This window comes from Thiomicrorhabdus sp. Milos-T2 (assembly GCF_000702325.1).
Taxonomy (GTDB): domain Bacteria; phylum Pseudomonadota; class Gammaproteobacteria; order Thiomicrospirales; family Thiomicrospiraceae; genus Thiomicrorhabdus.
The window spans coordinates 1,699,463-1,722,503 of record NZ_KL370891.1 but is presented as its reverse complement, the minus strand read 5'-3'; the positions used below and the strand labels follow the sequence as shown (position 1 = coordinate 1,722,503).

The window sequence follows — 23,041 nt, the reverse complement described above, 5'->3', positions numbered from 1 at the left end:
CCTAGTAAAATAGTCAAGAATTAAAACTAGTAAGGAAAGAAGAATGGAAAACCAAGATCCTATTGTTAAAGAAACATTAGAGCGTATTCATAGCCAAGTAACCAATAATCCTGTGGTTATTTATATGAAAGGAACCCCTCAAATGCCATCTTGTGGTTTTTCTAGCCGTGCGGCTCAAGCATTAGCAGAAACCGAAGAAAAATTTGCCTTTGTGAATATTTTAGCGGATGCAACTATTTTTGAGTATCTTCCAAAATATCAAGATTGGCCAACATTCCCTCAGCTTTATATTGATGGAGAGCTTCAAGGTGGATGTGATATTACGTTAGAGTTAGCTGAGTCTGGCGAGCTTAAAAAGATGATGGCTGAAGCAAATGCAAAGCATGAAGCAAAGTCAAACGCTTAAACTTATTTACCATGTTTAAGTTAATAAAAGGCACTGTTTAGTGCCTTTTTTTATTACTAATGGGAGCGTTAACTTAGTATAGATTTGAGCAAAGTCTCTTAGAAAATATTCAAACTACCAGGCCTGGTAACTTGATGAAATTTAAGTTTTTTATTTAGAATTTTCTGATTTGTTGTCTTCAGATTTATTGTTTTCTATAGGCCATTGATTAACGATCTCACAAAACAAATCCGCTGTTTTTTCAGTGTCATAAACAGCTGTGTGAGCAAGGTTGTTGTCCCACTCCATTCCAGCGCACGCAGCGGCTTTAGCTAAGACGGTTTGCCCATAAGCTAAACCTGACAGCGATACGGTATCAAAGGTACTAAATTCATGAAATGGCGACTTAATTTTGCAACGTTCAGCCGCCTTTTGAACAAAATTAAGGTCAAAAAAAGCATTATGTCCAACCAAAATAGCACGGGTGCAACCAGTAGCTTTTACTTGTTGTTGAATCGGTGTAAATAATTCTGTTAAAGCGCGTTTTTCATTAACAGCCTTTCTAAAAGGGTGGTACGGGTCTTCCATTCCAATAAATTTTAAAGCATTTTCTTCTAGGTTTGCTCCCTCAAATGGCAGGATATTTTTTTCATAGCTCTGATCACGAGAAAGATTGCCGTTTTCATCCATTTTTAAGGTAACAACGGCCATTTCTAATAAGGCATCAGTATGATGGTTAAATCCAGCAGTTTCTACGTCAACTACTACCGGTAAAAAACCGCGAAAACGGTCTTTGATTTGAGTCACTTTGCTCATGTATTCACTTTAGCTGCTCTTTACAGCGATTTGACAAGCACTTTAGATTGTCGTTGAAAATTATATAAGGATTGTTTTTTTTCTGGTAATACTGAAATATCTGCAAGACTAAAACCGTGTTCAATAAACCAATGGTGAGTATGGGTTGTTAACAAGAAGATTTGTTTTGCATTTATTTTTGAAGCATTGGCTTCTACCGCTTTAAGGAGCTCATCACCGAGTTCTTGGCCTTGATATTCGGGATGAACAGCTAGGCATGCAAGTTCTGATAGGTTGTTTTCGTTTGCATACAGAGCAGCACAGCCAATAATGAGTTGGTCTCTTTCAATGACGATAAAGTTGGCAATTTCGAGCTCAAGTCTTTCACGTGAGCGTTTAACTAAGACACCTTCTTGTTCAAGAGGGTCTATTAATGCAAGAATTCCGCCTACATCATCTATGGTTGCCGGTCTTAATTCGTGGTATCTATCACTAAATACAAGTGTTCCAGAGCCATCACGTGAAAATAGTTCAAGTAGAAGTGCACTTGGATCATTTTGATTAATTAAATGAACTCTCTTTACTTTGAAACTTGTCTGTTTAACTTGATTTAATAAGCGACCTTGCTCATTGTTAGCCGGGTTTTTAGTAATCGCATTTAGTTGAGGAATACTCAGCTGTTTTGGAAGACTTTCTAATTGTTGGTCAGAACCATAAATCATTAATTTATCAGCATTAATTGCGCTGGCTATATGACAGGCTTGCTCTAATGTGTTCAAATTGAATACTTCGCCGGTTAAAGAGTAGGCTATTGGAGTGAGTAGTGCAACTTGGCCCGAATTTAAACAATCAGAAATAGCTTGATGACGAATCTTTCTGAGTTTGCCGGTATGCTGGAAATCGATACCGTTAATGACGCCTTTAGGTTGCGCAATAACCCAATTACCGGAAACTAACGTCGGTGGGTTAGGTTGTTGGCAATTAGCCTGACTAAAAGTTGCTTCTAGTTGGCTACGAAGTAATCCAATTGTTTTTTGAAAAACAGGAATTAATTCACTTGGGGTAATTCTAAATTGTTGGTGAAGTTCCCAGTTTATACCAGCGTCATTAAATGCTTTATTTAACTGGCTCGATGCACCCATCACCAAAACAATTTTAAGGCCTAAGTTATAGAGTAAACCAATGTCTTGAGAAAGTTGTGAGACAGATTCTTTACACGATATAAAGTCGCCCGGCAGGTAAACAACACAGGTTTTTCCACGGTGTTGTTCAATGTAACGGGAGGATTGTCTTAATGTATTAATAAAATCTAATTCAGATTGCTGCATGAATGTGCGAAAATAAGTGTAATAATTTAATAAGTATAACAGTCTGACAGGTAAAGTCTAAAGTTGAAATAGCTTTACCGTCTTTAAAAGGAGTTTTTTATGCCAGATTATCGTTCAAAAACCAGCACGCATGGCCGTAATATGGCTGGAGCAAGAGCTCTTTGGCGAGCCACAGGAATGGGAACAGAAGATTTTGGTAAGCCGATTATTGCTGTTGCCAACTCTTTTACTCAGTTTGTACCTGGTCATGTTCATTTAAAAGACATGGGGCAACTGGTTGCTAGAGTCATTGAAGAAGCTGGCGGTATCGCTAAAGAGTTTAATACGATTGCGGTAGATGATGGGATTGCTATGGGGCACGACGGTATGCTTTATTCACTGCCTTCACGTGACTTGATTGCGGATTCAGTTGAATATATGTGTAATGCCCATTGTGCAGATGCTTTAGTGTGTATATCAAACTGTGACAAAATCACTCCAGGCATGATGATGGCCGCCATGCGTCTGAATATTCCAACGATATTTGTCACCGGTGGACCAATGGAATCTGGTAAGACGGTTCTAGGTGGTGAAGGCATTAAATTAGACTTAGTCGACGCTATGGTCATGGCAGCTGATGATTCCCGTTCTGACAGCGATGTAAACGATGTTGAAGTTTCTGCCTGCCCAACTTGTGGGTCTTGCTCTGGGATGTTTACAGCCAACTCGATGAACTGTCTAGCGGAAGCCTTAGGGATTGCTTTACCAGGTAACGGAACAACCTTAGCTACTCACGCTGACCGTAAAAATTTATTTGAAGAAGCCGGACGTCGTATTGTCGAAATTACCAAACAATATTACGAGCAAGATGACGAAAGTGTTTTACCTCGCTCAATCGCCACCTTTGAAGCCTTCCAAAATGCAATGTCTTTAGACGTTGCAATGGGAGGTTCTACCAATACTGTATTGCATTTGTTAGCCGTGGCACACGAAGCAAAAGTGGAATTTACCATGCAGGATATGGATGAAATCTCACGCCGTGTGCCTTGTTTAGTTAAGGTTGCGCCCAATTCAAAAAAATATCATATGGAAGATGTTCATCGTGCCGGTGGCATCATGCGTATTTTAGGTGAGCTTGAAAGAGGCGGTTTGATTAATACCGATGTCCACACTGTGCATGCCTCTTCTATGGGCGCAGCCATTGATTTATGGGATATCAGCCGCAGTGAGAATGAAGCGATTGAAACCTTCTTTAGAGCCGCACCAGGAAATGTCAGAACAACAGAAGCCTTCAGCCAGTCTAAACGTTGGAAAACCGTTGATGTGGATAATGAAACCGGGTGTATCCGTTCGATAGAAAATGCCTATACCCAAGATGGTGGTTTAGCCGTTCTTAAGGGAAATATTGCCTTAGATGGTTGTATTGTGAAAACTGCCGGTGTTGATGAGTCTATCTTTAAATTTTCTGGAAATGCCAAAATTTATGAAAGCCAGGATGCTGCCGTCGCCGCCATTTTAGGCAATGAAGTGGTTGCTGGGGATGTGGTCTTAATTCGTTATGAAGGGCCAAAGGGTGGGCCAGGCATGCAAGAGATGCTTTACCCGACCAGTTATCTCAAATCTAAGGGCTTAGGGAAAGAGTGCGCCTTGTTAACAGATGGACGCTTTTCTGGTGGAACTTCTGGGTTATCTATTGGGCATTGTTCACCTGAAGCCGCTGAAGGTGGAAATATCGGCTTAGTCCAAAATGGTGATGTGATTGAGATTGATATCCCTAATCGTACGATTAACGCTCTAGTCTCAGATGATGAGTTTGAAAAACGTCGAGAAGCAATGGAAGCAAAGGGTGCTGCACATGCTTGGAAGCCAGAAAAGCCTCGTGAAAGAAGAGTAACAGCTGCATTAAGAGCTTATGGAGCAATGACAACCAGTGCTGCATTTGGTGCTGTTAGAAACGTTGAACAAATAGAGCGTAAATAAATTTTGGAGATTTAGATAAATGTTTGCAAATAAACTTACTCAAGCACAACGTCAGATTGTATTTGATTTAGCCGTTAATTTAGCGGCGGCTGATAATGATGTATCTGAAGAAGAAATACAATATTTAAAATCTTTTAGTAGTGCTTATGGAATTGAATATAATCTCGATAATGGCGAAGTAAATATTGATGATGCCATCACTCTTCTGGATACAAAAACGTCAAGAATTATAACTCTTCAAGAGTTGATTAAACTTTCATATAAAGATGGACACTTTGGAAAAGAAGAGCAGGATAAGGTCTTTTTAATAGCGCAAAAAATGGGATTAAATGACCCTGAATTGATAATGCGAATTGAAACATGGGTTCGTCAAGGGTTTGACTGGGTCTATGAAGGTGAGCAAATGCTTGATGCAGGATAATCAAGTAGGTTTAATTTTTGTAAAGTGACTTGATTTGACTTACAAGGCCGGCATTTGCCGGTTTTTTTTATTCTTGATTTTATTAAGAGACCTTTGCACGAGAGTATGCACGAATAAAAATGGTTAAAATTCACCTGATTTTTGTTGCACCCCAAGGGCACTTCCGTTGGGCGACAACTTGCGAATAGCTAGCTATTCCCTGCGTTTTCCGCCGCAATCAGGCAAATTTTTCCTCATTTTTCTTTCGCGCCTATCTCGTGCAAAGGTCTCATTAAGATAATTTATTTGAGTTATTCTAAAAAAATGTAGGCATAAAAAAACCCAGCAGTGCTGGGTTTTGATGTGAGATAAATTAATCTTTTAAGATCAATTATTCACGGTAACCTGGTGCATTGATTTCTAAACCATTTGAAACATAGGCTTCAAAAAACTCTAAGTTTTTGAATTCTGCACTTTGAGGTTTAAACGGTGTAGCACGCATGTTTTTCATACAACCCACATAGCGTCCTTCTAAGGTATGTAAAGATTGTGACTTAGCACGGTATACAGGGAAGTGAGTAGGGTGACCTAAAAATGGTGACATTATGTTTGAACGTGCTTTACGTCCAGCATTGTATGCGTGACATTTAGCACATGATAACCCTAGCTGACCACGAACCTGAGTAAACACAGCACGTCCTGCTTCATAAGCTTTACGAGCACCTTCACTTTCGATTTTAACATTGATGATTTGTCCGCGAGCGTTATAACCTAGGTAAGCACTAACTTGTGCAAGTTTACCTTTACCTGTTTTATAAGCTTTAAGACCTGCGTCAGTACGGCATTTATTGATAGAACCTTCAAGGGTTACAACCTTGTTTGCCGCATCATCAAAGTATGGGTATTTAACACGTACTTTTGACACATCTGAACCAAAGCATTTTTCATAGATCGTCTGGTGTTTATTCCATTCAGCTTCACCAGCATCAATGTCATCTAAATAAGGAGGGAATTCTTCTGCGGCTTCCCATTGAGCCTTTTTATCTGCGTCATAAATATATGCGCCATTAATATATTCTTTATGTGCAATTTTTGGATTTTTTGCAGTGAAGAAATTTAAGACTTGTTGACGATCCATCTCTGGATCAACAGCCAATGCTGATGTTGAAGCAGCACCTACTGCCACACCTAATGATAAGGCGATTAGTAGTGTTTTTTTCATTCTAATCCTCCGTCCGAGAGCTCTGTATATTTCTAATTATTATATTTTTAATAGAGTTTTTTGGTACCAGTTTTACAACTGATACCAAGATATAAATCTAATTTAAACTATTATTTAAGTTTAATAGATTTAGTACCTTTTGCACCAGTGTTGTCAGTAATACTTACAGTTACTTCATCACCTGAATTTGCGTTTAATTTTACAGCCATGTATGGGTTAGCTGATACTGCACCAGACCACTGAGCGTCAACTGCAGCAGTACCGTTTACAGAAACTTGAACCATATCGATGAACTTAGCTGGATATGGCTTACCAGTTTTTTTGTTCATACGAGCACCAGACTCCATTGGGTGCTTGATTAGAGCTTTAACTTGAGCTACGCCACCTTTTGACTTACCACGCATTCTAATTTTAATAGACATGTTATTTCCTTTTAATAATTTGTTATGTTGTAGAAATTAAGTAATATCAGTGGGGATTAACCACCACAACCACCGATTGTTACTTTAACTTCTTGTTCAGCTTTAAGTAGTTTCCCACCAGCTTTAACAACGGCAACAACATTCATTGTTTTACCCATTTTAATACGTGTAGAAACATAACCAAGTGCACCAGCGCCGAAATTATATTCACAAACTAATGGATGTGTGTTTTTGCTTGCCATGATAGCGATAGACTCAACGCCATCGATACCAGAAGCATCAACTGTTACAGGTGTTACAGCACCGTTTTCTGCGATAGCAGGTGCTTTAAGTTTGATATCACCAGAATCTGCAACGCTAGCAGAACCAAAAGCGCTATTCAATGCGTCATCAGTTGTTTTAGCTTTAAATGCTTTTGAATTCCAGTCTGCAGCTAATACTACGTTAGGTGTTAGAAGGCCAGCGTTAACAGCTACAGCTGCTGCGCCAGTTGCTAGGGTACCTTTAAGGAAAGATCTACGTTTCATAAGGTTTTAAACTCCCGGTTAAGGTTTAATAAAAATTATAGAGTATAAATGTAATCAACAATTTTGTTGATTTCATCATCTGATAAAATGCCATTTTGCCCGAATTGAGGCATCATGCTGTTGGGTACAGTACGCGTTTCAGGTTTACCCCATACTTTGTCAAATAGCTTTTGCTTATCAGGGTAGCGAAGTTTCATCGCGATTAAAGCAGGACCAATGTTACCAGGCATAGTACCGTCACCAGCCATATGGCAAGCAAGGCAATTACCTTTTGATTTGCTAAAGGCAAGTTTTTTGCCTTGTTCAATCGTTGATGCGCCTTTTTCAGCTGCTTGAACAGTTGAAATTGGTGCAGCAACTACCGCGGTTGAAATAGCTAAAGCAGTTAAAAGTTGCTTCATTTTAGAATTCATCATTCTTCTCCTCCAAAAGTGTCTTTCGACGTTCCCATTATATGTTGGGATTTTTTATTATGAACAAAAGAGATTGCTCTTTGTGGTGTTAGCTTACTCAGTTACTTAATAAACGCAAGGTTTTTGAGGTTGTATTGCGATAGCAATATTTAATCATGGTGAAATTATTTTTTATGACGTGTCATTGTTTTTCTTTTTTATCTTTATTTTTCAATAATTTGTAAATTTTGTTTTCAAGAATAAAAATTTCTTGCTTAAGTTTGTTGTTGTTTGTATTTAGGGTTTCTTTAGCTTGTTTTATGAAGTATTGGCTTTTTTCTATATTACCAATTTCAAGATTTTCTTTGGCAAGATTGATGTCAATATAGCTTTCTTGTTTAGTTTTTGAATACAGTTCAGCTAATTCATTATAAAGTTCATATTTATAACTTAATTTGTTTTCTGTTTTCAGTAGAAGTTTTATGGCTTCTTTTGTTTTTCCATTTTTTTGTAAGTAGCGACTGTACAGAATGGGTATGCTCGGGTTGTTTGGATAGAGTTCAAGTTTAAATTTTATGAGTTTTTTAAAATCATTAAGTTCTTGTTTGTTTATTTTTGTGTTTTGTTCTGTATAAAAACGTATAAGTAAAGTTGTAAAAACCGGGAAGCTTTCCTTTTGCGTAGCCATTTTTATTAGGCACTTAGGTTTTTTTAAATCTTTCTTTAAATGGCTAATCCCTAATTGATAACAGTTTAATTTTTGAATTTCATTTTGGGTTAATTCAGGTTGTTTTATTTTAAGTTTGTAATCATCTTTTATCCGCATCTTAATAAATTGTAGATGGCTTACCGGTTCGCTAATGATTCTTTTCATTGTTTGTGCACGGTTCTCTGCTTGGGCAAGGCGATTGTCTGAAACAGGGTGTGTGCGTAAGATTTCTGGTGTTTTATGGGTGTTTAAATTGTTCGCTTTGCTTAACCGACCAAAAAATGCACCCATTGCATGCGGGTTGTAGCCAGCTTTGTTAAGAAGTTTTATGCCGATTGCATCAGCTTCTGATTCATGTTGTCTTGAGTTTTTTAATTGCTGTTGAATGTTATATCCCATGCCGCCCATAAGAGTAGCCATACCTGCGGTAGGGTCTTGAGTACCGATTAAAATGGCAGCAATGAGAGTTGCAATGCTGTTTAAACTACCTTGGGTGTTTGAGTATTCATATCTTCTTGAAAGGTGGTTTTGTGTAACGTGTGAAATTTCGTGAGCAATCACGGCTGCGAGCTCGTCTTCGGACTGGGTAGCTTCAATTAGCCCTGTGTGGATTCCAATGACACCGTTAGGCCCTGCAAAAGCATTTATGCTTGAATCTTTGATAATGTAAAATTGATAATTACGATTGTTACCGGTATAGCTGGCAAGTTTGTGTCCTAGCTCTCTTATATATGCGTTAACTTCTAAGTCTTTATAAATGTCATATTGAGTATGTAAGGCGGTATTAAAGGCTCTACCAAGTTCCTGTTCCGTTTGATGGTCATACTCAATTAAGTCAGGTGAGCCTAAGTCAGGTAAATTTTCAGCTTGAGCAGAAAATGTAAGTAGTAAAATCCATAGAGCGAGCACAAGTTTTAATGAAATCGCTTTGTAGTCATTGTTTTTGATAGAGGCAACCGAGTGCATTTATGTAATATCCATTTTGTTTTTAGTTATTATATGGATTAATTTTTTATTAAAAAGTTGAATTTGAGACCTTTACTCGATATAGGTGCGAAATAAAAATGAGGGAAAATTTTCCTGGTTGCGGCGGAAAACGCAGGGAATAGCTAGCTATTCTCAAGTTTATCAACAAAAAGCAGGTGAATTTTAACCATTTTTATTCGTTCATACTCTCGTGTAAAGGTCTCAATTAGGATTGAGGCAATGGAATTGAATTTTGTAGGGTTGGTTTGTCCAATGCCTATTATTAAATTGAAAAAGTATTTGGTGGAAAATAAAGATCAAATTATCAATGTTGAATTGTTAATAAGTGATAAAAGTGGGCTTAAAGATATTCCTGCTTTTTGTGAACAGTCTGGGTTGAGCTGCAAGTTAATGGCTAATGAGAATGTTATTCGATTTAAAATTCAAAATTAATAGAGACCTTTTCACGAGATAGGTGCGAAAGAAAAATGAGGGAAAATTTGCCTGATTGCGGCGGAAAACGCAGGGAATAGCTAGCTATTCACAAGATTTTCAACAAAAATCAGGTGAATTTTAACCATTTTTACTCGCGCATACTCTCGTGTAAAGGTCTCTAATACAATGTACGCTAAAAGTTGATTTAAGGTAAAGGTAAAGCTTGTGCAAGAAGATACAAATCAGTTAAGTGTTATTCATAGTAAAGGTAGTTTAGATTGGGCTTATCCAACTTTTATTTTGGCAAGTACTGCCGCTGCTATGGAAAAAGATGTGGAACTGTTTTTTACTTTTTATGGGCTAAAGGCGGTTTTGAAGGACACGACTCATTTAAAAGTATCACCATTGGGTAATCCAGGAATGGTAGTAAATTCTCCTGTTGGTCCTGCATGGCTAAAAAAAATAGATTGGAATGTAGTATTGCCAGGCCTGGTATGGACTCTTCCAGGTATGAGCAAACTTGCAACTTGGGGGTTTAAGAAAACCCTTGCAATGCAAGGTCAAGTCTCTGTTGAAGAATTGAGGTCATTGTGCCTAGAGCTTGGTGTCAAAATGACGGTATGTCAAATGACGATGGAGATGATGGGGTACAAAGAAGCGGATTTTATTGAAGGAGTGCAATTTGCTGGTGCCGCGACTTATTTTGCAAATACTCCTAAAAATCAATCTCTTTATATATAAAACTCCTAGTCTTGGTTTTAAGTTTCATTACACAATGTTTTGTTTGACGGCTTAAATCATTCATCCAATGTATAGATATATTGATAGAATATGACTAATAAAGTCCTTCGCACCTATTTCGTGTTTATGCTCTTGGGTGCAAAGGTCTCTAAAAATAAATTTTAATTGTTAAATTCATAGTTGAGAATCGTATATGAAATCGTTCAATAGAGGTATTTACCTGTTACCTAATCTTATGACTACAGCGGCTTTATTTGCTGGTTTTTATGCAGTTATAGCGGGTATACAGGGGCAATTTGAGCAGGGAGCGATTGCTATTTTACTTGCTATGGTTTTTGATGGACTAGATGGACGTATTGCGCGTATGACAAATTCTTGTAGTGCGTTTGGTGCTGAATATGACAGTCTTGCAGATATGATTTCATTTGGATTAGCTCCAGCTATTTTAATATTTCAATGGACTTTAATCGATTTTGGAAAGCTTGGTTGGTTGGTCGCTTTTATTTATACCGTAGCCGCAGCTTTGCGTTTAGCACGCTTTAATACACAGGTTGGAGTTGCAGATAAACGTTATTTTCAAGGCTTGCCGAGTCCGGCGGCGGCTGCACTTTTAGCGGGTTTGATTTGGGTCGTAGAGAGTAATCATATTGATATTGCGATTACACCCGTTGTTGCACTAATATTAACTGTTTTTGCGGGTCTAATGATGGTTAGCAATACCCGTTTTAGCTCTTTTAAAGAATTAAACTTAAAAGATAAGGTGCCATTTGTTACTTTATTGATCATTGTTTTAATTTTTGTGGTTATTACTATTGAACCAGCAATAATACTGTTTTTAATCTTTTTTGGTTATGCCATCTCTGGGCCTATTATTACGCTTTTAACGTTGAAGAAAACACGAGCACAAAGAAAATCTACTAAAGAAGGTGCACAGTCTTCTGAGGTTTCTGAAGAGTCACAAGAGCCACAAGAACCACAAGAGCCATCTGACTCTAAAGATGGCACGGACTCTAATGCTGCCATTGATGCTGATGGAAATAACGATTTATCAGAGATAGCGAGCTCAGAAATCGATAAAAAACCTTAATTTAGACATTGCGGTTATTACTTGAATCTGCGAATTCAAGTAAGTTAAAAATATAAATAGAGAGTTTTGCAAGAGCCTTGCTCGAGCAAATCTTTCAAGTAAATGAGACCTTTGCACGAGAGTATGCACGAGTAAAAATGGTTAAAATTCCCCCGATTTTTGTTGAAAAACTTGCGAATAGCTAGCTATTCCCTGCGTTTTCCGCCGCAAACAAAGAACTCGACGCCCGAAGGGGTAAGTCGAGAATCAGGCAGATTTTACCTCATTTTTCTTTCGCACCTATCTCGTGCAAAGGTCTCTAAATATAAAGTTTGATGAGAAAAAATATTATGAAAGACCATTTAGTAATTTTTGATACAACACTTCGTGACGGTGAACAAAGCCCTGGCGCTTCAATGACTAAGGAAGAGAAAATCCGTATTGCGAAGCAGTTGGAAAAACTTCAGGTTGATGTCATAGAGGCCGGTTTTCCAGCGGCATCTCAAGGGGACTTTGAATCGGTTCAAGCGGTTGCTTCTGTAGTTAAAGATAGTACTATTTGTGGTCTTGCTAGAGCGGTTGAGAACGATATTGTTAAAGCGGGTGAGGCAATTAAGCCAGCAGCCTCTGGTCGTATTCATACATTTATAGCAACTTCTCCCATTCATATGGAGAAAAAGCTAAAGATGTCGCCAGATGAGGTGGTTGATAGAGCTATTTGGGCGGTAAAGAGAGCTAGAGATTTTACTGATGATGTTGAGTTCTCTCCAGAGGACGCAGGGCGTTCTGATATTGATTTTTTATGCAGAATTATTGAAGCGGTGATTGACGCGGGTGCAACAACGATTAATATCCCTGACACCGTTGGCTATAACCTACCTCATCAGTTTGGAAATTTATTTAATGAATTGATTGAGCGTATTCCAAACTCCGATAAGGCGATTTTTTCAGCGCACTGTCACAATGATTTAGGTCTAGCTGCAGCCAACTCTTTAGCTGCGGTAAGAAATGGGGCGCGCCAAATAGAGTGTACGATTAATGGTTTGGGTGAGCGAGCAGGTAATACTGCTTTAGAAGAAGTGGTGATGGCGGTTAAAACGCGTCAAGATATCTTTACCGTTGACACTCGAATTAATACCCAGGAAATTCTTGCAGCTTCTCGTTTAGTATCAAATATTACTGGTTTTCCAGTTCAACCAAATAAAGCGATAGTCGGAGCTAATGCCTTTGCACATGAATCAGGGATACATCAAGATGGTGTGCTTAAACACCGTGAAACCTATGAAATAATGCGCGCTGAAGATGTAGGCTGGAGTACCAATAAAATGGTTATGGGTAAACACTCCGGGCGTAATGCATTTAAAACACGTTTAGAAGAGTTGGGTATTGAGTTTGAAACTGAGCAAGAGTTGAATGAGGCTTTTGTTCGATTTAAAGAATTAGCGGATCGTAAGCATGAAATTTATGATGAAGACTTGCAGTCTTTAGTAACCGATAACAATATTCAGCGTGTTGAAAATTGTTATCGCTTGGTTTCTTTAAAAGTATCTACTGAAACGGGTGAAAGTCCGCAAGCCGATGTGACTTTGTGGGTTGATGGTAATGAAGCAAGTGCTTTATCAACCGGCAGCGGAGTTGTGGATGCAACTTTTAAGGCAATAGAATCTTTGGTTGAATCCGGTTCCTCATTACTGCTTTATTCTGTCAGTAATGTGACAAATGGAACGGATTCATTAGGGGAAACTTCAGTACGTTTAGAAAAAGGTGGCCGTATAGTTAATGGTCAGGGGTCGGATACAGATATCGTTACTGCTTCTGCTAAAGCTTATATTAATGCATTAAATAAGCTGGAATCTGATATGAATAAAGCTCACCCTCAAGCTCCGGTTTAAATAGTTAATGAGTGATTCAAAGTTTTCTTCTGATTTGTTTGAACAGCTCGGCGGCGTAAATTGGGTTACCAAGCCTGGTTGGTTTTCTGAAGCGATTCAAGAAAACTCAGTTGCAAAGATGGCCGAAGCCGGGATTGCTGAAGTTGTTCAAGAGCATGTTGCAGATATTGATAACAAAGATGAAGACATATCATCTATCTCTCAGAGTGAAAACGCAGAGAAATCTGTAAATATTCCTTCTGAGAATTCTAATGCTTCTGTTACCAATAAAAGTAATAAGGAAGCGGTATCAAATACTTTAATTGAGAATGCAGTTGTCTTAATTGGGCCTGGTTTAGAAAGTATTTGGCAGGATGAGACGAGTGTTGCTTGGCAATTATGGCAAAATATTTTGCTGGCTTTCAATTGGGATGAATCTCAGGTCGTCTTTTTTGATACCGAGCTATTGGTCTCTGATGATATGGTTTTTTCTACTATGGAAGAGGTGATTGATTTAGGGGTTGAGTGGTTGCTGACCATGGATGAGGAACACGACATTGTGGAGCAATTAGCTGAAGGTGTGCAGGTTGTGTCTGTGCCTGACTTTGAATCAATGTTATCTGATCCCTATTCTAAGCAAAGTTTTTATCATTCTGTTTTAGCGGTGAATGGTTCTGTTTAAGTTCACTTACTTAGTGACTCATTTAATTATCGTTTGAATCTATGTCAAAAAATTCCCTTTTTAGTTATCTACGTCCAATGGATGAATCGGATCTTTCTCAAGTTTATGAAATTGAGTTAAAGTCTTATGACTATCCGTGGAGTTTTAATGGTTTTGAAAAAGCTTTAGACCAAGGTTTGAACTATGTTTTTTGTGATTCAGAAGATAATATATTAGGGTATTGCTGTATTTTGCCCGTTTTGGATGAAGCCAATATTTTAAATATTTGTGTTTCACCCGAGTTTCAAAGGCGGGGTATTGCTAAAAAGGCATTTTTAAAAATATTGTCTACTTTAAAGGCCAGTAATTATAAGATGGTTTTTTTGGAGGTGAGAGAGTCAAATACGCCAGCTCAAATTTTATATCGTGCTTTGGGATTTACCGAAGATGGTGTTCGTAAAGGGTATTATCGTTCCCAGTCATGGGATGAAGAGCAACTTGAATTAGTAGATGATCGCGAAGATGCGATTTTGATGTCTTATTCTTTGCAGAGAGGCTAAGTTCCTTAAAAACTTACCAGGCCTGGTAAGTTTTTAAGGACTGTTTTAAATTTAAAAAAGAGATTACTTTCTTAATTCAGTTGGCACGGTTTTACCAATAGTTTGCGCCATCTCTTTATAAAGTTTTGGATTTGCCGCTAAGATGTTTCCGCTATTAAGAAAATTATCACCACCATTAAAGTCTGTTGCTAAGCCACCGGCTTCTTTAATAATGATAGCGCCTGCAGCGATATCCCAAGGCTTTAAATTAAATTCCCAAAAACCATCTACACGTCCACACGCAACATAGGCTAAATCTAAAGCGGCTGAACCTGCTCTGCGAATACCGGCGGTTGACATCATAAAGGATTTGAAACTCGCCATGTAAGCATCAATATAGCTAAAATCATGATAAGGAAAGCCTGTTGCAAGTAGTGCATTGTCTAGTGTTTTTTGCGGGCTAACGCGAAGGCGATGATTGTTTAGAAAGGCACCACTACCACGGGTTGCTGTAAACATTTCATCTCGAATAGGGTCAAAAACAAGACCATGCTCAATTTTACCTTTTACTTCAATGGCAATTGATACGCTAAATTGTGGGAATTGGTGTAAAAAGTTTGTTGTACCGTCGAGAGGGTCAATAATCCATCTTACGTCTGAGGCTTTACCGTGTTTTTTTGATGCGCCACTCTCTTCAGCCAGAATGTCGTGATCAGGGTAGTATTTTTTAATCGTCTGAATAATGGTGTTTTCAGCTTCTTTATCTACTTCACTGACGTAATCGTTTCTACCTTTGTGCTCAACAGTGAGTTGATCTATACGGTCAAGGTGGTGAAGAATGTTTCCGCCAGCGGCTCTTGCGGCTTGCATTGCAATATTTAGTAGTGGATGCATCTGTATTTGTCCTATGCTTTTGACTATGATGATGTCTAAATTGTTAACGAACGGGTAGAATGTCTGCCTTGAGTAGACCTTTTTACGTGAGTCGGGGGTGTAAGAAAAAGTGAAAAACTCTTTAGATTTAGTCTAATAAAACCGCATGATAGTTTACTATTGGGGCGGATTTTTTAGGCTGAAGATAGAGCTTTATAGCCTTTTTTAACCATTCATCGACTCTTGCAAAGGTGCTAACCCATGTACAAGCAGAAATTAATTTGAGGCCTTTGCACGAGATAGGTGCGAAAGAAAAATGAGGTAAAATTTGCCTGATTGCGGCGGAAAACGTAGGGAATAGCTAGCTATTCGCAAGTTTTTCAACATAAATCGGGTGAATTTTAGCCATTTTTACTCGTGCATACTCTTGTGCAAAGGTCTCAATTTGTTAGATTATAACGGAAAAGAGATAAATGATTGAAGATTACCGTCTTAACCCAGGCTTATCAAAAATTAAAGTTGTATTAATTGAAACGTCTCACCCTGGGAATATTGGCGGTATTGCCCGTGCAATGAAGAATATGGGATTAAGTCAATTAGTTCTAGTGAATCCTAAAGAGTTTCCCAGTCAAATCGCTTCAGCAAGAGCATCAAGTGCAACAGATGTTTTGAATGATGCAAAAGTAGTTAGCAGTTTAGATGAGGCCTTAGCGGGTACAAAGTTAGTGGTTGGAGCGAGTGCGCGCTTAAGAAAAGTTTCATGGCCACAGTTGGATGTAAGAGAAACGGCTAAAATGGCTTTAGAAACCGTTGAAGAGGGTGAGGTTGCCTTGGTTTTTGGGCGTGAAGATTCTGGATTAAGTAATGCAGAGATGGATAAATGTCATTATTTAGCACATATTCCAACAAATCCGGTTTATAGCTCACTTAATATTGGTGCCGCTGTACAGGTGTTTGCTTACGAATGTTTAATGGCAACTGAAATAGAATCAGTGCACAGTAAAGGATATCGCCATAAATTAGCTTCTACTGAGCAACTGGAAGGTTTTTATGACCATCTATTTCAAGCATTGCAAGATATTGAGTTTTTAGATCCCGCTAAAAATGCGAGATTTATGCGTCGAATGCGTCGTTTATTTAATCGTTCACAATTGGATGTTAAAGAGATTGATATCTTAAGGGGTATTTTAACCGCGGCGCAAAGGCAGGCATTGGGTCAAATAGTCGGGCAAAAAGCAGGTCATGAAATCGATGAAAACTCAAAAAATGACAAGGTGGAGAGTTAAACGTGTTTAAAAGATTAAAATCTGATATTCGTTGTGTTTTTGATAGAGATCCTGCAGCAAGAAATACATTTGAAGTGTTAACCACCTATCCTGGTTTACATGCTTTGTTGTGGTATCGCTTTGCTCATTGGTTTTGGAATCTAGGGTGGAAGTGGTTAGCACGTTTTATTTCAGGTTTGGCACGATGGCTAACCGGTATTGAAATTCATCCTGCTGCAAAAATTGGTGAAAGGTTTTTTATTGATCATGGTATGGGGGTTGTGATTGGTGAAACCGCAGAAATTGGTGATGATTGTACCCTGTATCATGGTGTGACTTTGGGTGGGACGTCATGGCAAAAAGGTAAACGACATCCCACGTTGGGTAATGGTGTGGTTGTAGGGGCAGGGGCAAAAGTTCTGGGTCCTATTGAAATTGCCGACGATGCACGTGTAGGCTCAAATGCGGTTGTATTAAAAGCTGTGGCTCAAGGTGAAACGGTGGTAGGTATTCCTGGTCGAGTGGTTAAGCAGCAAAAGGATGATGCAGAAGTTCGTCGTGCCAAAATGGCAGAAAAAATTGGATTTGATGCTTATGGTGTCAGTCAAGAAGCTCAGGATCCTATTGAAAAGGCGATTTATAGTTTGCTGGATCATATTCAGGTGCAAGATGAAAAGCTTGAAAGGTTAGCAAACTCTCTCTCTGAGATGGGGGGCGTTTCCATTGATATGGATATGCCAGGCCTGGATGATGTTGTGCTGGAACCCAGTGATCCTGAACAAGCTGCGCATTTAAAAAAGAAAAATAGTGAACCTAAGCCGGAATAAAGTATTTTATGTGATGAATAATTCTTGAGTTAATTACTTGGTTATTATAAAATCCTTATATTATTTTTAAGGAATGAAATAAAATGAAATTAACCTCTAAAGGCAGATATGCGGTAACAGCAATGATTGATATTGCATTAAATCAAGATAAAGGTGCGATTACACTATCATTAATTTCTGAACGCCAAGGTATTTCACTTTCTTATTTAGAACAGTTGTTTGCTAAGTTAAAAAAAGCGGGTTTAGTGTCAAGTGCTCGTGGCCCTGGTGGGGGCTATCGTTTAAGTCGTATTGCTTCAGAGATTTCAATTAGCGAGATTATAAGAGCAGTAGATGAATCGGTAGATGCTCGTAAGTGTGCTGGAAAGTCTAATTGTCGAGGTGGGGATGAGTGTTTGTCGCATTCTCTTTGGTCAGACTTAAGTGATACTATTGATGCGTTTTTAAAAAATATTACACTTCAAGGTGTTGTCGATAAAAACCATACAAATTTAAAAGAAATTACTTTTGGTTAAGTTTTCTTTTCTTATAACTTCGACGGTTATAAGTTTTAATAAATTAGGAATAAAAAATGGCTGTAACATTAACTGAAGCGGCATCAAACCGCGTAAAAAAGATGATTGCTAAACGAGGCCGGGGTCAGGGTTTACGCGTTTCGACTAAAGTAAGCGGCTGCGCTGGATTTTCTTATGTTGTCGATTATGTTGACGACCTTAAAGATGGTGATCAAGTTTTTGAAAGTTTTGGCACCAAAGTGGTGGTTGATTCTAAAAGTCTTGAAAATATTGATGGAATGGAAATTGACTATGTTCAAGAAAGTTTACTGAATGAGGGTTTTGAGTTTAAAAATCCTAAAGTCAAAGAGAGTTGTGGATGCGGAGAATCCTTTACTGTCTAGAGCTTTTGTTGCATAGTTATTTGCCATATTGTTAAAAAAAGCCCCGGCATAAGTCCGGGGTTTTGTTTTTCTGCAGTTTTGTCTATTTATTGTTAAAATATGCCGATTAAAAATTAAAGGATTTGCAAGATGCAAAGAACATTCTCAATTATTAAGCCAGATGCGGTTTCTCGAAATCTAATTGGTCAGATTACTCAACGTTTTGAAGATAATGGTTTACGTGTTGTTGCCTCTAAAATGATTTGCTTAACTGTCGAACAAGCAGAAGGGTTTTATGCAGAACATAAGGGTCGTGATTTTTACGAGCCATTAGTGTCTTATATGTTATCTAATCCTATTATTGTTCAGGTTTTAGAAGGCGAAGATGCGATTGCTAAAAATCGTAAAATCATGGGTGTTACTGATCCATCTAAAGCTGATGCAGGAACGATTCGAGCAGATTTTGCGCTATCCGTTCGTGAAAACTCAGTACACGGTTCTGACTCGCCTGAAAGTGCCGCTAGAGAAATCGCTTTTTTCTTTAATGAAAATGAATTGTGCTCTAGAAACTAATGACTAATAGCAACGTGACTCAAAAATCTGCAGACAATAATGTGCAGAATCCGCCTGAAAAAATGGACCTTTTAGGTATGGATCGCAAAGCAATGGAAGCCTTCTTTACCTCAATTGGAGAGAAGCCTTTTAGAGCCGGTCAAGTAATGAAATGGATTCATCAGTTTGGGGTCAGTGACTTTGAAGAGATGACTAACTTAAGCAAAGCTTTAAGAGAAAAGCTTTTAATGGTAGCGCAAGTTAGAACGCCTAAAATTGTAGCCGAACAAATTTCTGAAGATGGCACAATTAAGTGGTTACTTGAAGTTGATAACCATAATTCTGTTGAGGCCGTTTTTATCCCTGAAAAAAATCGAGGTACTTTGTGTATTTCTTCTCAGGTAGGGTGTGCTTTAGAGTGTAGTTTTTGTTCTACCGGTCAGCAAGGCTTCAATCGCAACCTTGAAAATTGGGAGATTATTGCCCAAATGTGGGTGGCCAATAAAGCTTTAGGTTGTAAACCAAAAGAAGAGCGTAGAATTTCAAATGTTGTCTTTATGGGAATGGGTGAACCTTTGCTTAACGTTACGCATACGTTTCCGGCAGCTAGAATTTTGATGGATGATTTTGCATATGGTTTATCTAAAAGACGAGTAACCATTAGTACGGCAGGAGTCGTTCCGGCAATTGATAAAATTAAAGAAGAAGTTGATGTTAGTTTGGCTATTTCATTACATGCACCAAATAACGCTTTAAGAGATATTTTAGTGCCGATTAATCAGAAATATCCACTAGAAGTATTAATGCCTAGCCTTCATAGCTATGTTGAAGGTGGCCACAGTAAAAAGCATGTTACCGTTGAATATGTCATGTTAGATAAGGTTAATGATAAAACAGAACATGCTGAGCAACTGGTTAAACTGCTTCGTGATTTACCCTGTAAAGTGAATTTAATTCCTTTTAACCCTTTTCCTAATACTGAATATAAGCGTTCTTCAAATAATGCCATTCATCGTTTTAGAGCAATTCTTGAGGCTGGCTCTTTGAATGTAACGGTCAGAAAAACTCGTGGTGATGATATTGATGCGGCTTGTGGACAACTTGCCGGTAAAGTCTCAGATAGAACTAAGCGCACTCTTCACAGAGTTGAATTTGATGGAAAACCCTTAAACTAATAAGTTTTATATGGAAAGTTAAAATGACTGAGACTGTTGAAAATAATCAAACTAAGCTTGCGGAGACGCTTTACGAGTCACGTAATGAAGCCGGTTTGTCTTTAGACGCGGTTGCTGAAAAGTTAAATTTATCAGTCGAGCAGTTATCTAAATTTGAATCTTCTACATTAAAATTATCAGACTTAAGTACCTTTGAAAGAGGTTATTTACGTAACTATGCCAACTTGTTAAATGTAGAAATTGATGAATACCAATCTGAATTCCCTGACGGTGCTAGTGTGGTGACCAATCTACAGCCTATTCACCGTTATAGCGAAAAGGGTGGTAAACCTTTGATGAGCAGTGGTTCGATTAAATGGTTTTTTATTGTGAGTTTAATTGCATTGATAATTTGGGTTTTATATAGCTTAGGAATTGATTTTTCTCAAACTAATGTCATAAAAAGTATAGAACAGGCTACAGAGATGACCTTGCCTGCCCCTGAAGAGTAATTAAATAGTAGGACCTTTCTATAAGAGTATATATGAGAGACCTTTGAACGAGAGTATGTACCAGTAAAAATGGTTAAAATTCACCTGCTTTTTGTTGAAAACCTTGAGAATAGCTTGCTATTCCCTGCGTTTTCCGCCGCAAACGAAGAACTCGACGCCCGAAGGGGTAAGTCGAGAATCAGGCAAATTTTACCTCATTTTTCTTTCGTACCTATCTCGTGCAAAGGTCTCTATGAGTAAAAACGGTTAAAATTTTTCTCATGATTTCCTCTCGAACAAAGGTCTCAACAAGTATCCTTTATTGATAGCGTTCAATAAACTAAATAGAGTAAGAGAATTAGACATAATGGCAAAACAAATTTCAGCAATCAGAGGTATGAATGATGTATATGGTGATGAGGCAGTTGCCTTTGATTATCTTATTGCAACCGCTGAAAGAACATTAAAACAATATGGTTTTAATTCTATTCGTTTGCCAATTGTAGAAAAAACTGAGCTTTTTGCACGTTCTATTGGTGAAGTAACGGATATTGTTGAAAAAGAGATGTACACCTTTGCCGATAGAAATGGTGAAAGTTTGACCTTGCGTCCAGAAGGGACTGCGGGGTGTGTTCGCGCAATCGTGCAGAATGGATTGTCTCATAATCAAATTCAAAAACTTTACTATACTGGCCCAATGTTTCGCTATGAGAGACCTCAAAAAGGACGATACCGTCAATTTCATCAGTTTGGTGTTGAGGTTTTTGGTTTAGCGACAGCAGATATTGATGCAGAACTCATTGTTTTAACGGCTCGTTTATGGGATCAATTAGGTTTAGATAACCTTGAACTACAAATTAACTCTTTAGGAAGTCAAGAAGCACGTATTGCTTATCGTGAAAAGTTAGTGAATTATCTGAATTTGCACAAAGAATCTTTGGATGAAGACAGTTTAAGAAGGCTTGAAAGTAATCCATTAAGAATTTTAGATACTAAAAATCCTGATATGGCATCGTTAGTAGAGGGTGCTCCAAAGTTAATTGACCATCTTGATGAAGAGTCACAAATTCACTTTGAAACGGTTAAATCTCACCTTGATGATCTTGGAATTTCATATGTTGTGAACCCTAACTTAGTAAGAGGTTTAGATTATTATAATCGGACAGTATTTGAGTGGGTTACCACTGAATTAGGCGCTCAAGGTACAGTTTGTGCAGGTGGTCGTTATGATGGCTTAGTTGAACAGATAGGCGGTAAAACAACACCTGCTGTTGGTTTTGCAATGGGGTTAGAACGTTTAATGGCATTGCTTATAGATAAGGAGCTTATTCCTGTTATACCTCAAGCTGATTTATACATTGTTACCGTTGGTGAAAACACGGCGAGACCAGGCCTGGTTATTTCCGAAATGTTGAGAGATGCTTTTCCTGCGATTAATGTGCAAATGAATTGTGGTGGAGGGAGTTTTAAAAGCCAGTTTAAAAAAGCCGATAAGTCAGGAGCAAGTTTTGCCATTGTTATGGGTGAGCAAGAGGTTGAAAATGAAGAAGTGGCTATTAAGTCTCTACGAATAGAAGCTGAACAGAAAACTGTTAAATGGGATGAGTTGGTTAGCCATTTACATAGAGACCTTTGCACGAGACGGATGCACGAATAAAAATGGTTAAAAATCGCCTGATTGTTGTTGTACCCCAAGGGCACTTCCGTTGGGCGACAACTTGCCAATAGCTAGCTATTAGCTACGCTTTTCGCCTAAATCAGACAATTTTTACCACATTTTTCTTTCGCGCCCCACTCGTGCAAAGGTCTCACATAGTGTTTTTAACGCATAATTAATAACGCGTAATTAAATTTTAACTAGATATATTAAATAGATAAAGCAAAGGGTTTATAACAAAATGAGTCGTTACGAAACTGAAGAAGAGCAAATCGAAGCATTTAAAAGCTGGTGGAATAAATATGGAACGCAATTACTTTCGGCCGTTTTGGTCGTGGTACTCGCTTTTTCAGGTTGGCGTTATTGGACGAATTCTCAATATGTCCAGAATGCGAATGCCTCTTCTATGTATGAATACCTTCAAGTTAACTTGCAGCAAGGCAGTTTTGGAGAGGTTTCTCGTGAAGCGCTAAAGCTTATGCAAGAACAGCCAAGTAGTCCTTATGCAGCAGGTGCTGCTATGTTGCATGCAACATACAATCTTGAAAAAGGGGAAATTGATGAGGCGGTTGAAAATTTAAAATGGGTCATTGCAAACAGTGATGATGAAGCTCTAAAAACGGTAGCACATATACGTTTAGCGCGTATTTTAAGTGATAACGGCAAAATGAGCGAAGCTGAAGAACAAATTTCGGCATTACAAAAAATGCAATTAAATGGTTCTGCTCAAGGTGAGTTAGATTATGTGTCCGGTGTATTGGCTCTAAAAAAACAGGATGTTGAAAAAGCATTTAATGCATTTACTGCTGTCGTCAGTAATCCGCAAACAGAAAAGAACTTACTTGGGCTTGCTCAAATTCAATTGGATGATTTGGCAAAATAATCCAATATGAGACTTTTTACTCGTGCTTACTCTCGTATAAAAGT

General features: G+C 38.2%; 26 protein-coding genes. 18 read left to right on the top strand and 8 right to left on the bottom strand.

Features of this window, described 5'->3' with window-relative positions; genetic code table 11:
* Positions 1 to 43: 43 nt before the first annotated feature.
* Entirely contained in the window at positions 44 to 406 is a 363-nt protein-coding gene (grxD, locus tag BS34_RS0107900; protein ID WP_029407988.1) for a Grx4 family monothiol glutaredoxin, read from the top strand.
* Between the two features lie 150 nt (positions 407 to 556).
* Here grxD and rnt read toward each other — a convergent pair whose 3' ends face one another.
* Positions 557 to 1,201: a ribonuclease T gene (gene rnt, locus BS34_RS0107895; RefSeq protein ID WP_029407987.1), complete on the bottom strand. Its 645-nt coding sequence runs from the start codon at positions 1,199 to 1,201 to the stop codon at positions 557 to 559.
* A 20-nt stretch (positions 1,202 to 1,221) separates the two neighbouring features.
* Positions 1,222 to 2,508 carry an amino-acid N-acetyltransferase gene (argA, locus tag BS34_RS0107890; protein ID WP_029407986.1) on the bottom strand — a complete coding sequence of 429 codons (1,287 nt, stop codon included), beginning with the start codon at positions 2,506 to 2,508 and terminating at the stop codon, positions 1,222 to 1,224.
* A 99-nt stretch (positions 2,509 to 2,607) separates the two neighbouring features.
* Between argA and ilvD the strand changes: the two genes are divergently transcribed.
* Both ilvD and BS34_RS0107880 read left to right on the top strand, forming a co-directional pair.
* The gene (ilvD, locus tag BS34_RS0107885) at positions 2,608 to 4,467 is read left to right on the top strand and encodes a dihydroxy-acid dehydratase (RefSeq protein ID WP_029407985.1); all 1,860 of its coding nucleotides are present in this window, start codon (positions 2,608 to 2,610) and stop codon (positions 4,465 to 4,467) included.
* Positions 4,468 to 4,486: 19 nt separating this feature from the next.
* Complete coding sequence (locus tag BS34_RS0107880) at positions 4,487 to 4,888, top strand: tellurite resistance TerB family protein (RefSeq protein ID WP_029407984.1); 402 nt, start codon at positions 4,487 to 4,489, stop codon at positions 4,886 to 4,888.
* Between the two features lie 370 nt (positions 4,889 to 5,258).
* Here BS34_RS0107880 and soxA read toward each other — a convergent pair whose 3' ends face one another.
* The 5 genes from soxA to BS34_RS0107855 form a co-directional block, all read right to left on the bottom strand.
* A complete protein-coding gene (gene soxA, locus BS34_RS0107875) occupies positions 5,259 to 6,089 on the bottom strand; it encodes a sulfur oxidation c-type cytochrome SoxA (RefSeq protein ID WP_029407983.1) in 831 nt (276 codons plus the stop codon).
* 110 nt (positions 6,090 to 6,199) lie between these two features.
* Complete coding sequence (gene soxZ, locus BS34_RS0107870; RefSeq protein ID WP_029407982.1) at positions 6,200 to 6,511, bottom strand: thiosulfate oxidation carrier complex protein SoxZ; 312 nt, start codon at positions 6,509 to 6,511, stop codon at positions 6,200 to 6,202.
* Positions 6,512 to 6,567: 56 nt separating this feature from the next.
* Positions 6,568 to 7,038 (bottom strand): thiosulfate oxidation carrier protein SoxY, encoded by a 471-nt coding sequence (gene soxY / locus BS34_RS0107865; protein ID WP_029407981.1) that lies wholly within the window; start codon positions 7,036 to 7,038, stop codon positions 6,568 to 6,570.
* Positions 7,039 to 7,073: 35 nt separating this feature from the next.
* Positions 7,074 to 7,454, bottom strand: a complete 381-nt coding sequence (gene soxX / locus BS34_RS0107860) for a sulfur oxidation c-type cytochrome SoxX (protein ID WP_029407980.1) — start codon at positions 7,452 to 7,454, stop codon at positions 7,074 to 7,076.
* 178 nt (positions 7,455 to 7,632) lie between these two features.
* Positions 7,633 to 9,105 carry a M48 family metallopeptidase gene (locus BS34_RS0107855; protein ID WP_051640747.1) on the bottom strand — a complete coding sequence of 491 codons (1,473 nt, stop codon included), beginning with the start codon at positions 9,103 to 9,105 and terminating at the stop codon, positions 7,633 to 7,635.
* Positions 9,106 to 9,345: 240 nt separating this feature from the next.
* Here BS34_RS0107855 and BS34_RS0107850 point away from each other — a divergent pair, with 240 nt between their 5' ends.
* From BS34_RS0107850 to rimI, 6 genes are all read left to right on the top strand, one after another.
* Positions 9,346 to 9,558: a sulfurtransferase TusA family protein gene (locus BS34_RS0107850; RefSeq protein WP_029407978.1), complete on the top strand. Its 213-nt coding sequence runs from the start codon at positions 9,346 to 9,348 to the stop codon at positions 9,556 to 9,558.
* Positions 9,559 to 9,765: 207 nt separating this feature from the next.
* Positions 9,766 to 10,281: a DsrE/DsrF/DrsH-like family protein gene (locus BS34_RS0107845; RefSeq protein ID WP_029407977.1), complete on the top strand. Its 516-nt coding sequence runs from the start codon at positions 9,766 to 9,768 to the stop codon at positions 10,279 to 10,281.
* 193 nt (positions 10,282 to 10,474) lie between these two features.
* Positions 10,475 to 11,368, top strand: coding sequence for a CDP-diacylglycerol--serine O-phosphatidyltransferase (gene pssA, locus BS34_RS0107840; RefSeq protein ID WP_084151594.1), 894 nt, complete (start codon positions 10,475 to 10,477; stop codon positions 11,366 to 11,368).
* 329 nt (positions 11,369 to 11,697) lie between these two features.
* Positions 11,698 to 13,239 (top strand): 2-isopropylmalate synthase, encoded by a 1,542-nt coding sequence (locus BS34_RS0107835; RefSeq protein WP_029407975.1) that lies wholly within the window; start codon positions 11,698 to 11,700, stop codon positions 13,237 to 13,239.
* Between the two features lie 7 nt (positions 13,240 to 13,246).
* Positions 13,247 to 13,900 (top strand): hypothetical protein, encoded by a 654-nt coding sequence (locus BS34_RS0107830; RefSeq protein WP_029407974.1) that lies wholly within the window; start codon positions 13,247 to 13,249, stop codon positions 13,898 to 13,900.
* A 41-nt stretch (positions 13,901 to 13,941) separates the two neighbouring features.
* Positions 13,942 to 14,439: a ribosomal protein S18-alanine N-acetyltransferase gene (gene rimI, locus BS34_RS0107825; RefSeq protein ID WP_084151593.1), complete on the top strand. Its 498-nt coding sequence runs from the start codon at positions 13,942 to 13,944 to the stop codon at positions 14,437 to 14,439.
* 63 nt (positions 14,440 to 14,502) lie between these two features.
* On the opposite strand, the gene BS34_RS0107820 is transcribed toward rimI, so the two are convergent.
* Positions 14,503 to 15,312 (bottom strand): inositol monophosphatase family protein, encoded by an 810-nt coding sequence (locus BS34_RS0107820; protein ID WP_029407972.1) that lies wholly within the window; start codon positions 15,310 to 15,312, stop codon positions 14,503 to 14,505.
* Positions 15,313 to 15,764: 452 nt separating this feature from the next.
* Between BS34_RS0107820 and BS34_RS0107815 the strand changes: the two genes are divergently transcribed.
* The 9 genes from BS34_RS0107815 to BS34_RS0107775 all read left to right on the top strand — a co-directional run bounded on the left by BS34_RS0107815 (position 15,765) and on the right by BS34_RS0107775 (position 22,997).
* Complete coding sequence (locus tag BS34_RS0107815) at positions 15,765 to 16,577, top strand: RNA methyltransferase (protein WP_051640745.1); 813 nt, start codon at positions 15,765 to 15,767, stop codon at positions 16,575 to 16,577.
* Between the two features lie 2 nt (positions 16,578 to 16,579).
* Complete coding sequence (cysE, locus tag BS34_RS0107810) at positions 16,580 to 17,383, top strand: serine O-acetyltransferase (protein WP_029407970.1); 804 nt, start codon at positions 16,580 to 16,582, stop codon at positions 17,381 to 17,383.
* An 83-nt stretch (positions 17,384 to 17,466) separates the two neighbouring features.
* Entirely contained in the window at positions 17,467 to 17,898 is a 432-nt protein-coding gene (locus tag BS34_RS0107805; RefSeq protein ID WP_038126321.1) for an Rrf2 family transcriptional regulator, read from the top strand.
* A 56-nt stretch (positions 17,899 to 17,954) separates the two neighbouring features.
* Complete coding sequence (locus BS34_RS0107800; RefSeq protein ID WP_029407968.1) at positions 17,955 to 18,281, top strand: HesB/IscA family protein; 327 nt, start codon at positions 17,955 to 17,957, stop codon at positions 18,279 to 18,281.
* 129 nt (positions 18,282 to 18,410) lie between these two features.
* Positions 18,411 to 18,833, top strand: coding sequence for a nucleoside-diphosphate kinase (ndk, locus tag BS34_RS0107795; protein ID WP_029407967.1), 423 nt, complete (start codon positions 18,411 to 18,413; stop codon positions 18,831 to 18,833).
* Positions 18,833 to 19,987 (top strand): dual-specificity RNA methyltransferase RlmN, encoded by a 1,155-nt coding sequence (gene rlmN, locus BS34_RS0107790; protein ID WP_051640744.1) that lies wholly within the window; start codon positions 18,833 to 18,835, stop codon positions 19,985 to 19,987. Before ndk ends, rlmN begins: the two co-directional genes overlap by 1 nt.
* A gap of 23 nt (positions 19,988 to 20,010) precedes the next feature.
* Entirely contained in the window at positions 20,011 to 20,478 is a 468-nt protein-coding gene (locus BS34_RS0107785; RefSeq protein ID WP_029407965.1) for a helix-turn-helix domain-containing protein, read from the top strand.
* A gap of 346 nt (positions 20,479 to 20,824) precedes the next feature.
* On the top strand, positions 20,825 to 22,114 hold the full coding sequence (gene hisS / locus BS34_RS0107780) for a histidine--tRNA ligase (protein ID WP_029407964.1): 1,290 nt from the start codon (positions 20,825 to 20,827) through the stop codon (positions 22,112 to 22,114).
* A 241-nt stretch (positions 22,115 to 22,355) separates the two neighbouring features.
* Positions 22,356 to 22,997, top strand: a complete 642-nt coding sequence (locus tag BS34_RS0107775; RefSeq protein ID WP_029407963.1) for a YfgM family protein — start codon at positions 22,356 to 22,358, stop codon at positions 22,995 to 22,997.
* Positions 22,998 to 23,041: the final 44 nt, after the last annotated feature.

Excerpts from the sequence above, each read along its gene's own strand:
- BS34_RS0107800 (WP_029407968.1), top strand. The coding sequence starts at position 17,955 with ATGGCTGTAACATTAACTGAAGCGGCATCAAACCGCGTAAAAAAGATG.
- pssA (WP_084151594.1), top strand. The coding sequence starts at position 10,475 with ATGAAATCGTTCAATAGAGGTATTTACCTGTTACCTAATCTTATGACT.
- BS34_RS0107805 (WP_038126321.1), top strand. The coding sequence starts at position 17,467 with ATGAAATTAACCTCTAAAGGCAGATATGCGGTAACAGCAATGATTGAT.
- BS34_RS0107855 (WP_051640747.1), bottom strand. The coding sequence starts at position 9,105 with ATGCACTCGGTTGCCTCTATCAAAAACAATGACTACAAAGCGATTTCA.
- ndk (WP_029407967.1), top strand. The coding sequence starts at position 18,411 with ATGCAAAGAACATTCTCAATTATTAAGCCAGATGCGGTTTCTCGAAAT.
- BS34_RS0107850 (WP_029407978.1), top strand. The coding sequence starts at position 9,346 with ATGGAATTGAATTTTGTAGGGTTGGTTTGTCCAATGCCTATTATTAAA.
- BS34_RS0107830 (WP_029407974.1), top strand. The coding sequence starts at position 13,247 with ATGAGTGATTCAAAGTTTTCTTCTGATTTGTTTGAACAGCTCGGCGGC.
- soxX (WP_029407980.1), bottom strand. The coding sequence starts at position 7,454 with ATGATGAATTCTAAAATGAAGCAACTTTTAACTGCTTTAGCTATTTCA.
- BS34_RS0107815 (WP_051640745.1), top strand. The coding sequence starts at position 15,765 with ATGATTGAAGATTACCGTCTTAACCCAGGCTTATCAAAAATTAAAGTT.
- BS34_RS0107775 (WP_029407963.1), top strand. The coding sequence starts at position 22,356 with ATGAGTCGTTACGAAACTGAAGAAGAGCAAATCGAAGCATTTAAAAGC.
- rlmN (WP_051640744.1), top strand. The coding sequence starts at position 18,833 with ATGACTAATAGCAACGTGACTCAAAAATCTGCAGACAATAATGTGCAG.
- BS34_RS0107835 (WP_029407975.1), top strand. The coding sequence starts at position 11,698 with ATGAAAGACCATTTAGTAATTTTTGATACAACACTTCGTGACGGTGAA.
- grxD (WP_029407988.1), top strand. The coding sequence starts at position 44 with ATGGAAAACCAAGATCCTATTGTTAAAGAAACATTAGAGCGTATTCAT.
- BS34_RS0107820 (WP_029407972.1), bottom strand. The coding sequence starts at position 15,312 with ATGCATCCACTACTAAATATTGCAATGCAAGCCGCAAGAGCCGCTGGC.
- ilvD (WP_029407985.1), top strand. The coding sequence starts at position 2,608 with ATGCCAGATTATCGTTCAAAAACCAGCACGCATGGCCGTAATATGGCT.
- soxZ (WP_029407982.1), bottom strand. The coding sequence starts at position 6,511 with ATGTCTATTAAAATTAGAATGCGTGGTAAGTCAAAAGGTGGCGTAGCT.
- BS34_RS0107785 (WP_029407965.1), top strand. The coding sequence starts at position 20,011 with ATGACTGAGACTGTTGAAAATAATCAAACTAAGCTTGCGGAGACGCTT.
- rnt (WP_029407987.1), bottom strand. The coding sequence starts at position 1,201 with ATGAGCAAAGTGACTCAAATCAAAGACCGTTTTCGCGGTTTTTTACCG.
- soxY (WP_029407981.1), bottom strand. The coding sequence starts at position 7,038 with ATGAAACGTAGATCTTTCCTTAAAGGTACCCTAGCAACTGGCGCAGCA.
- rimI (WP_084151593.1), top strand. The coding sequence starts at position 13,942 with ATGTCAAAAAATTCCCTTTTTAGTTATCTACGTCCAATGGATGAATCG.
- soxA (WP_029407983.1), bottom strand. The coding sequence starts at position 6,089 with ATGAAAAAAACACTACTAATCGCCTTATCATTAGGTGTGGCAGTAGGT.
- BS34_RS0107880 (WP_029407984.1), top strand. The coding sequence starts at position 4,487 with ATGTTTGCAAATAAACTTACTCAAGCACAACGTCAGATTGTATTTGAT.
- argA (WP_029407986.1), bottom strand. The coding sequence starts at position 2,508 with ATGCAGCAATCTGAATTAGATTTTATTAATACATTAAGACAATCCTCC.
- hisS (WP_029407964.1), top strand. The coding sequence starts at position 20,825 with ATGGCAAAACAAATTTCAGCAATCAGAGGTATGAATGATGTATATGGT.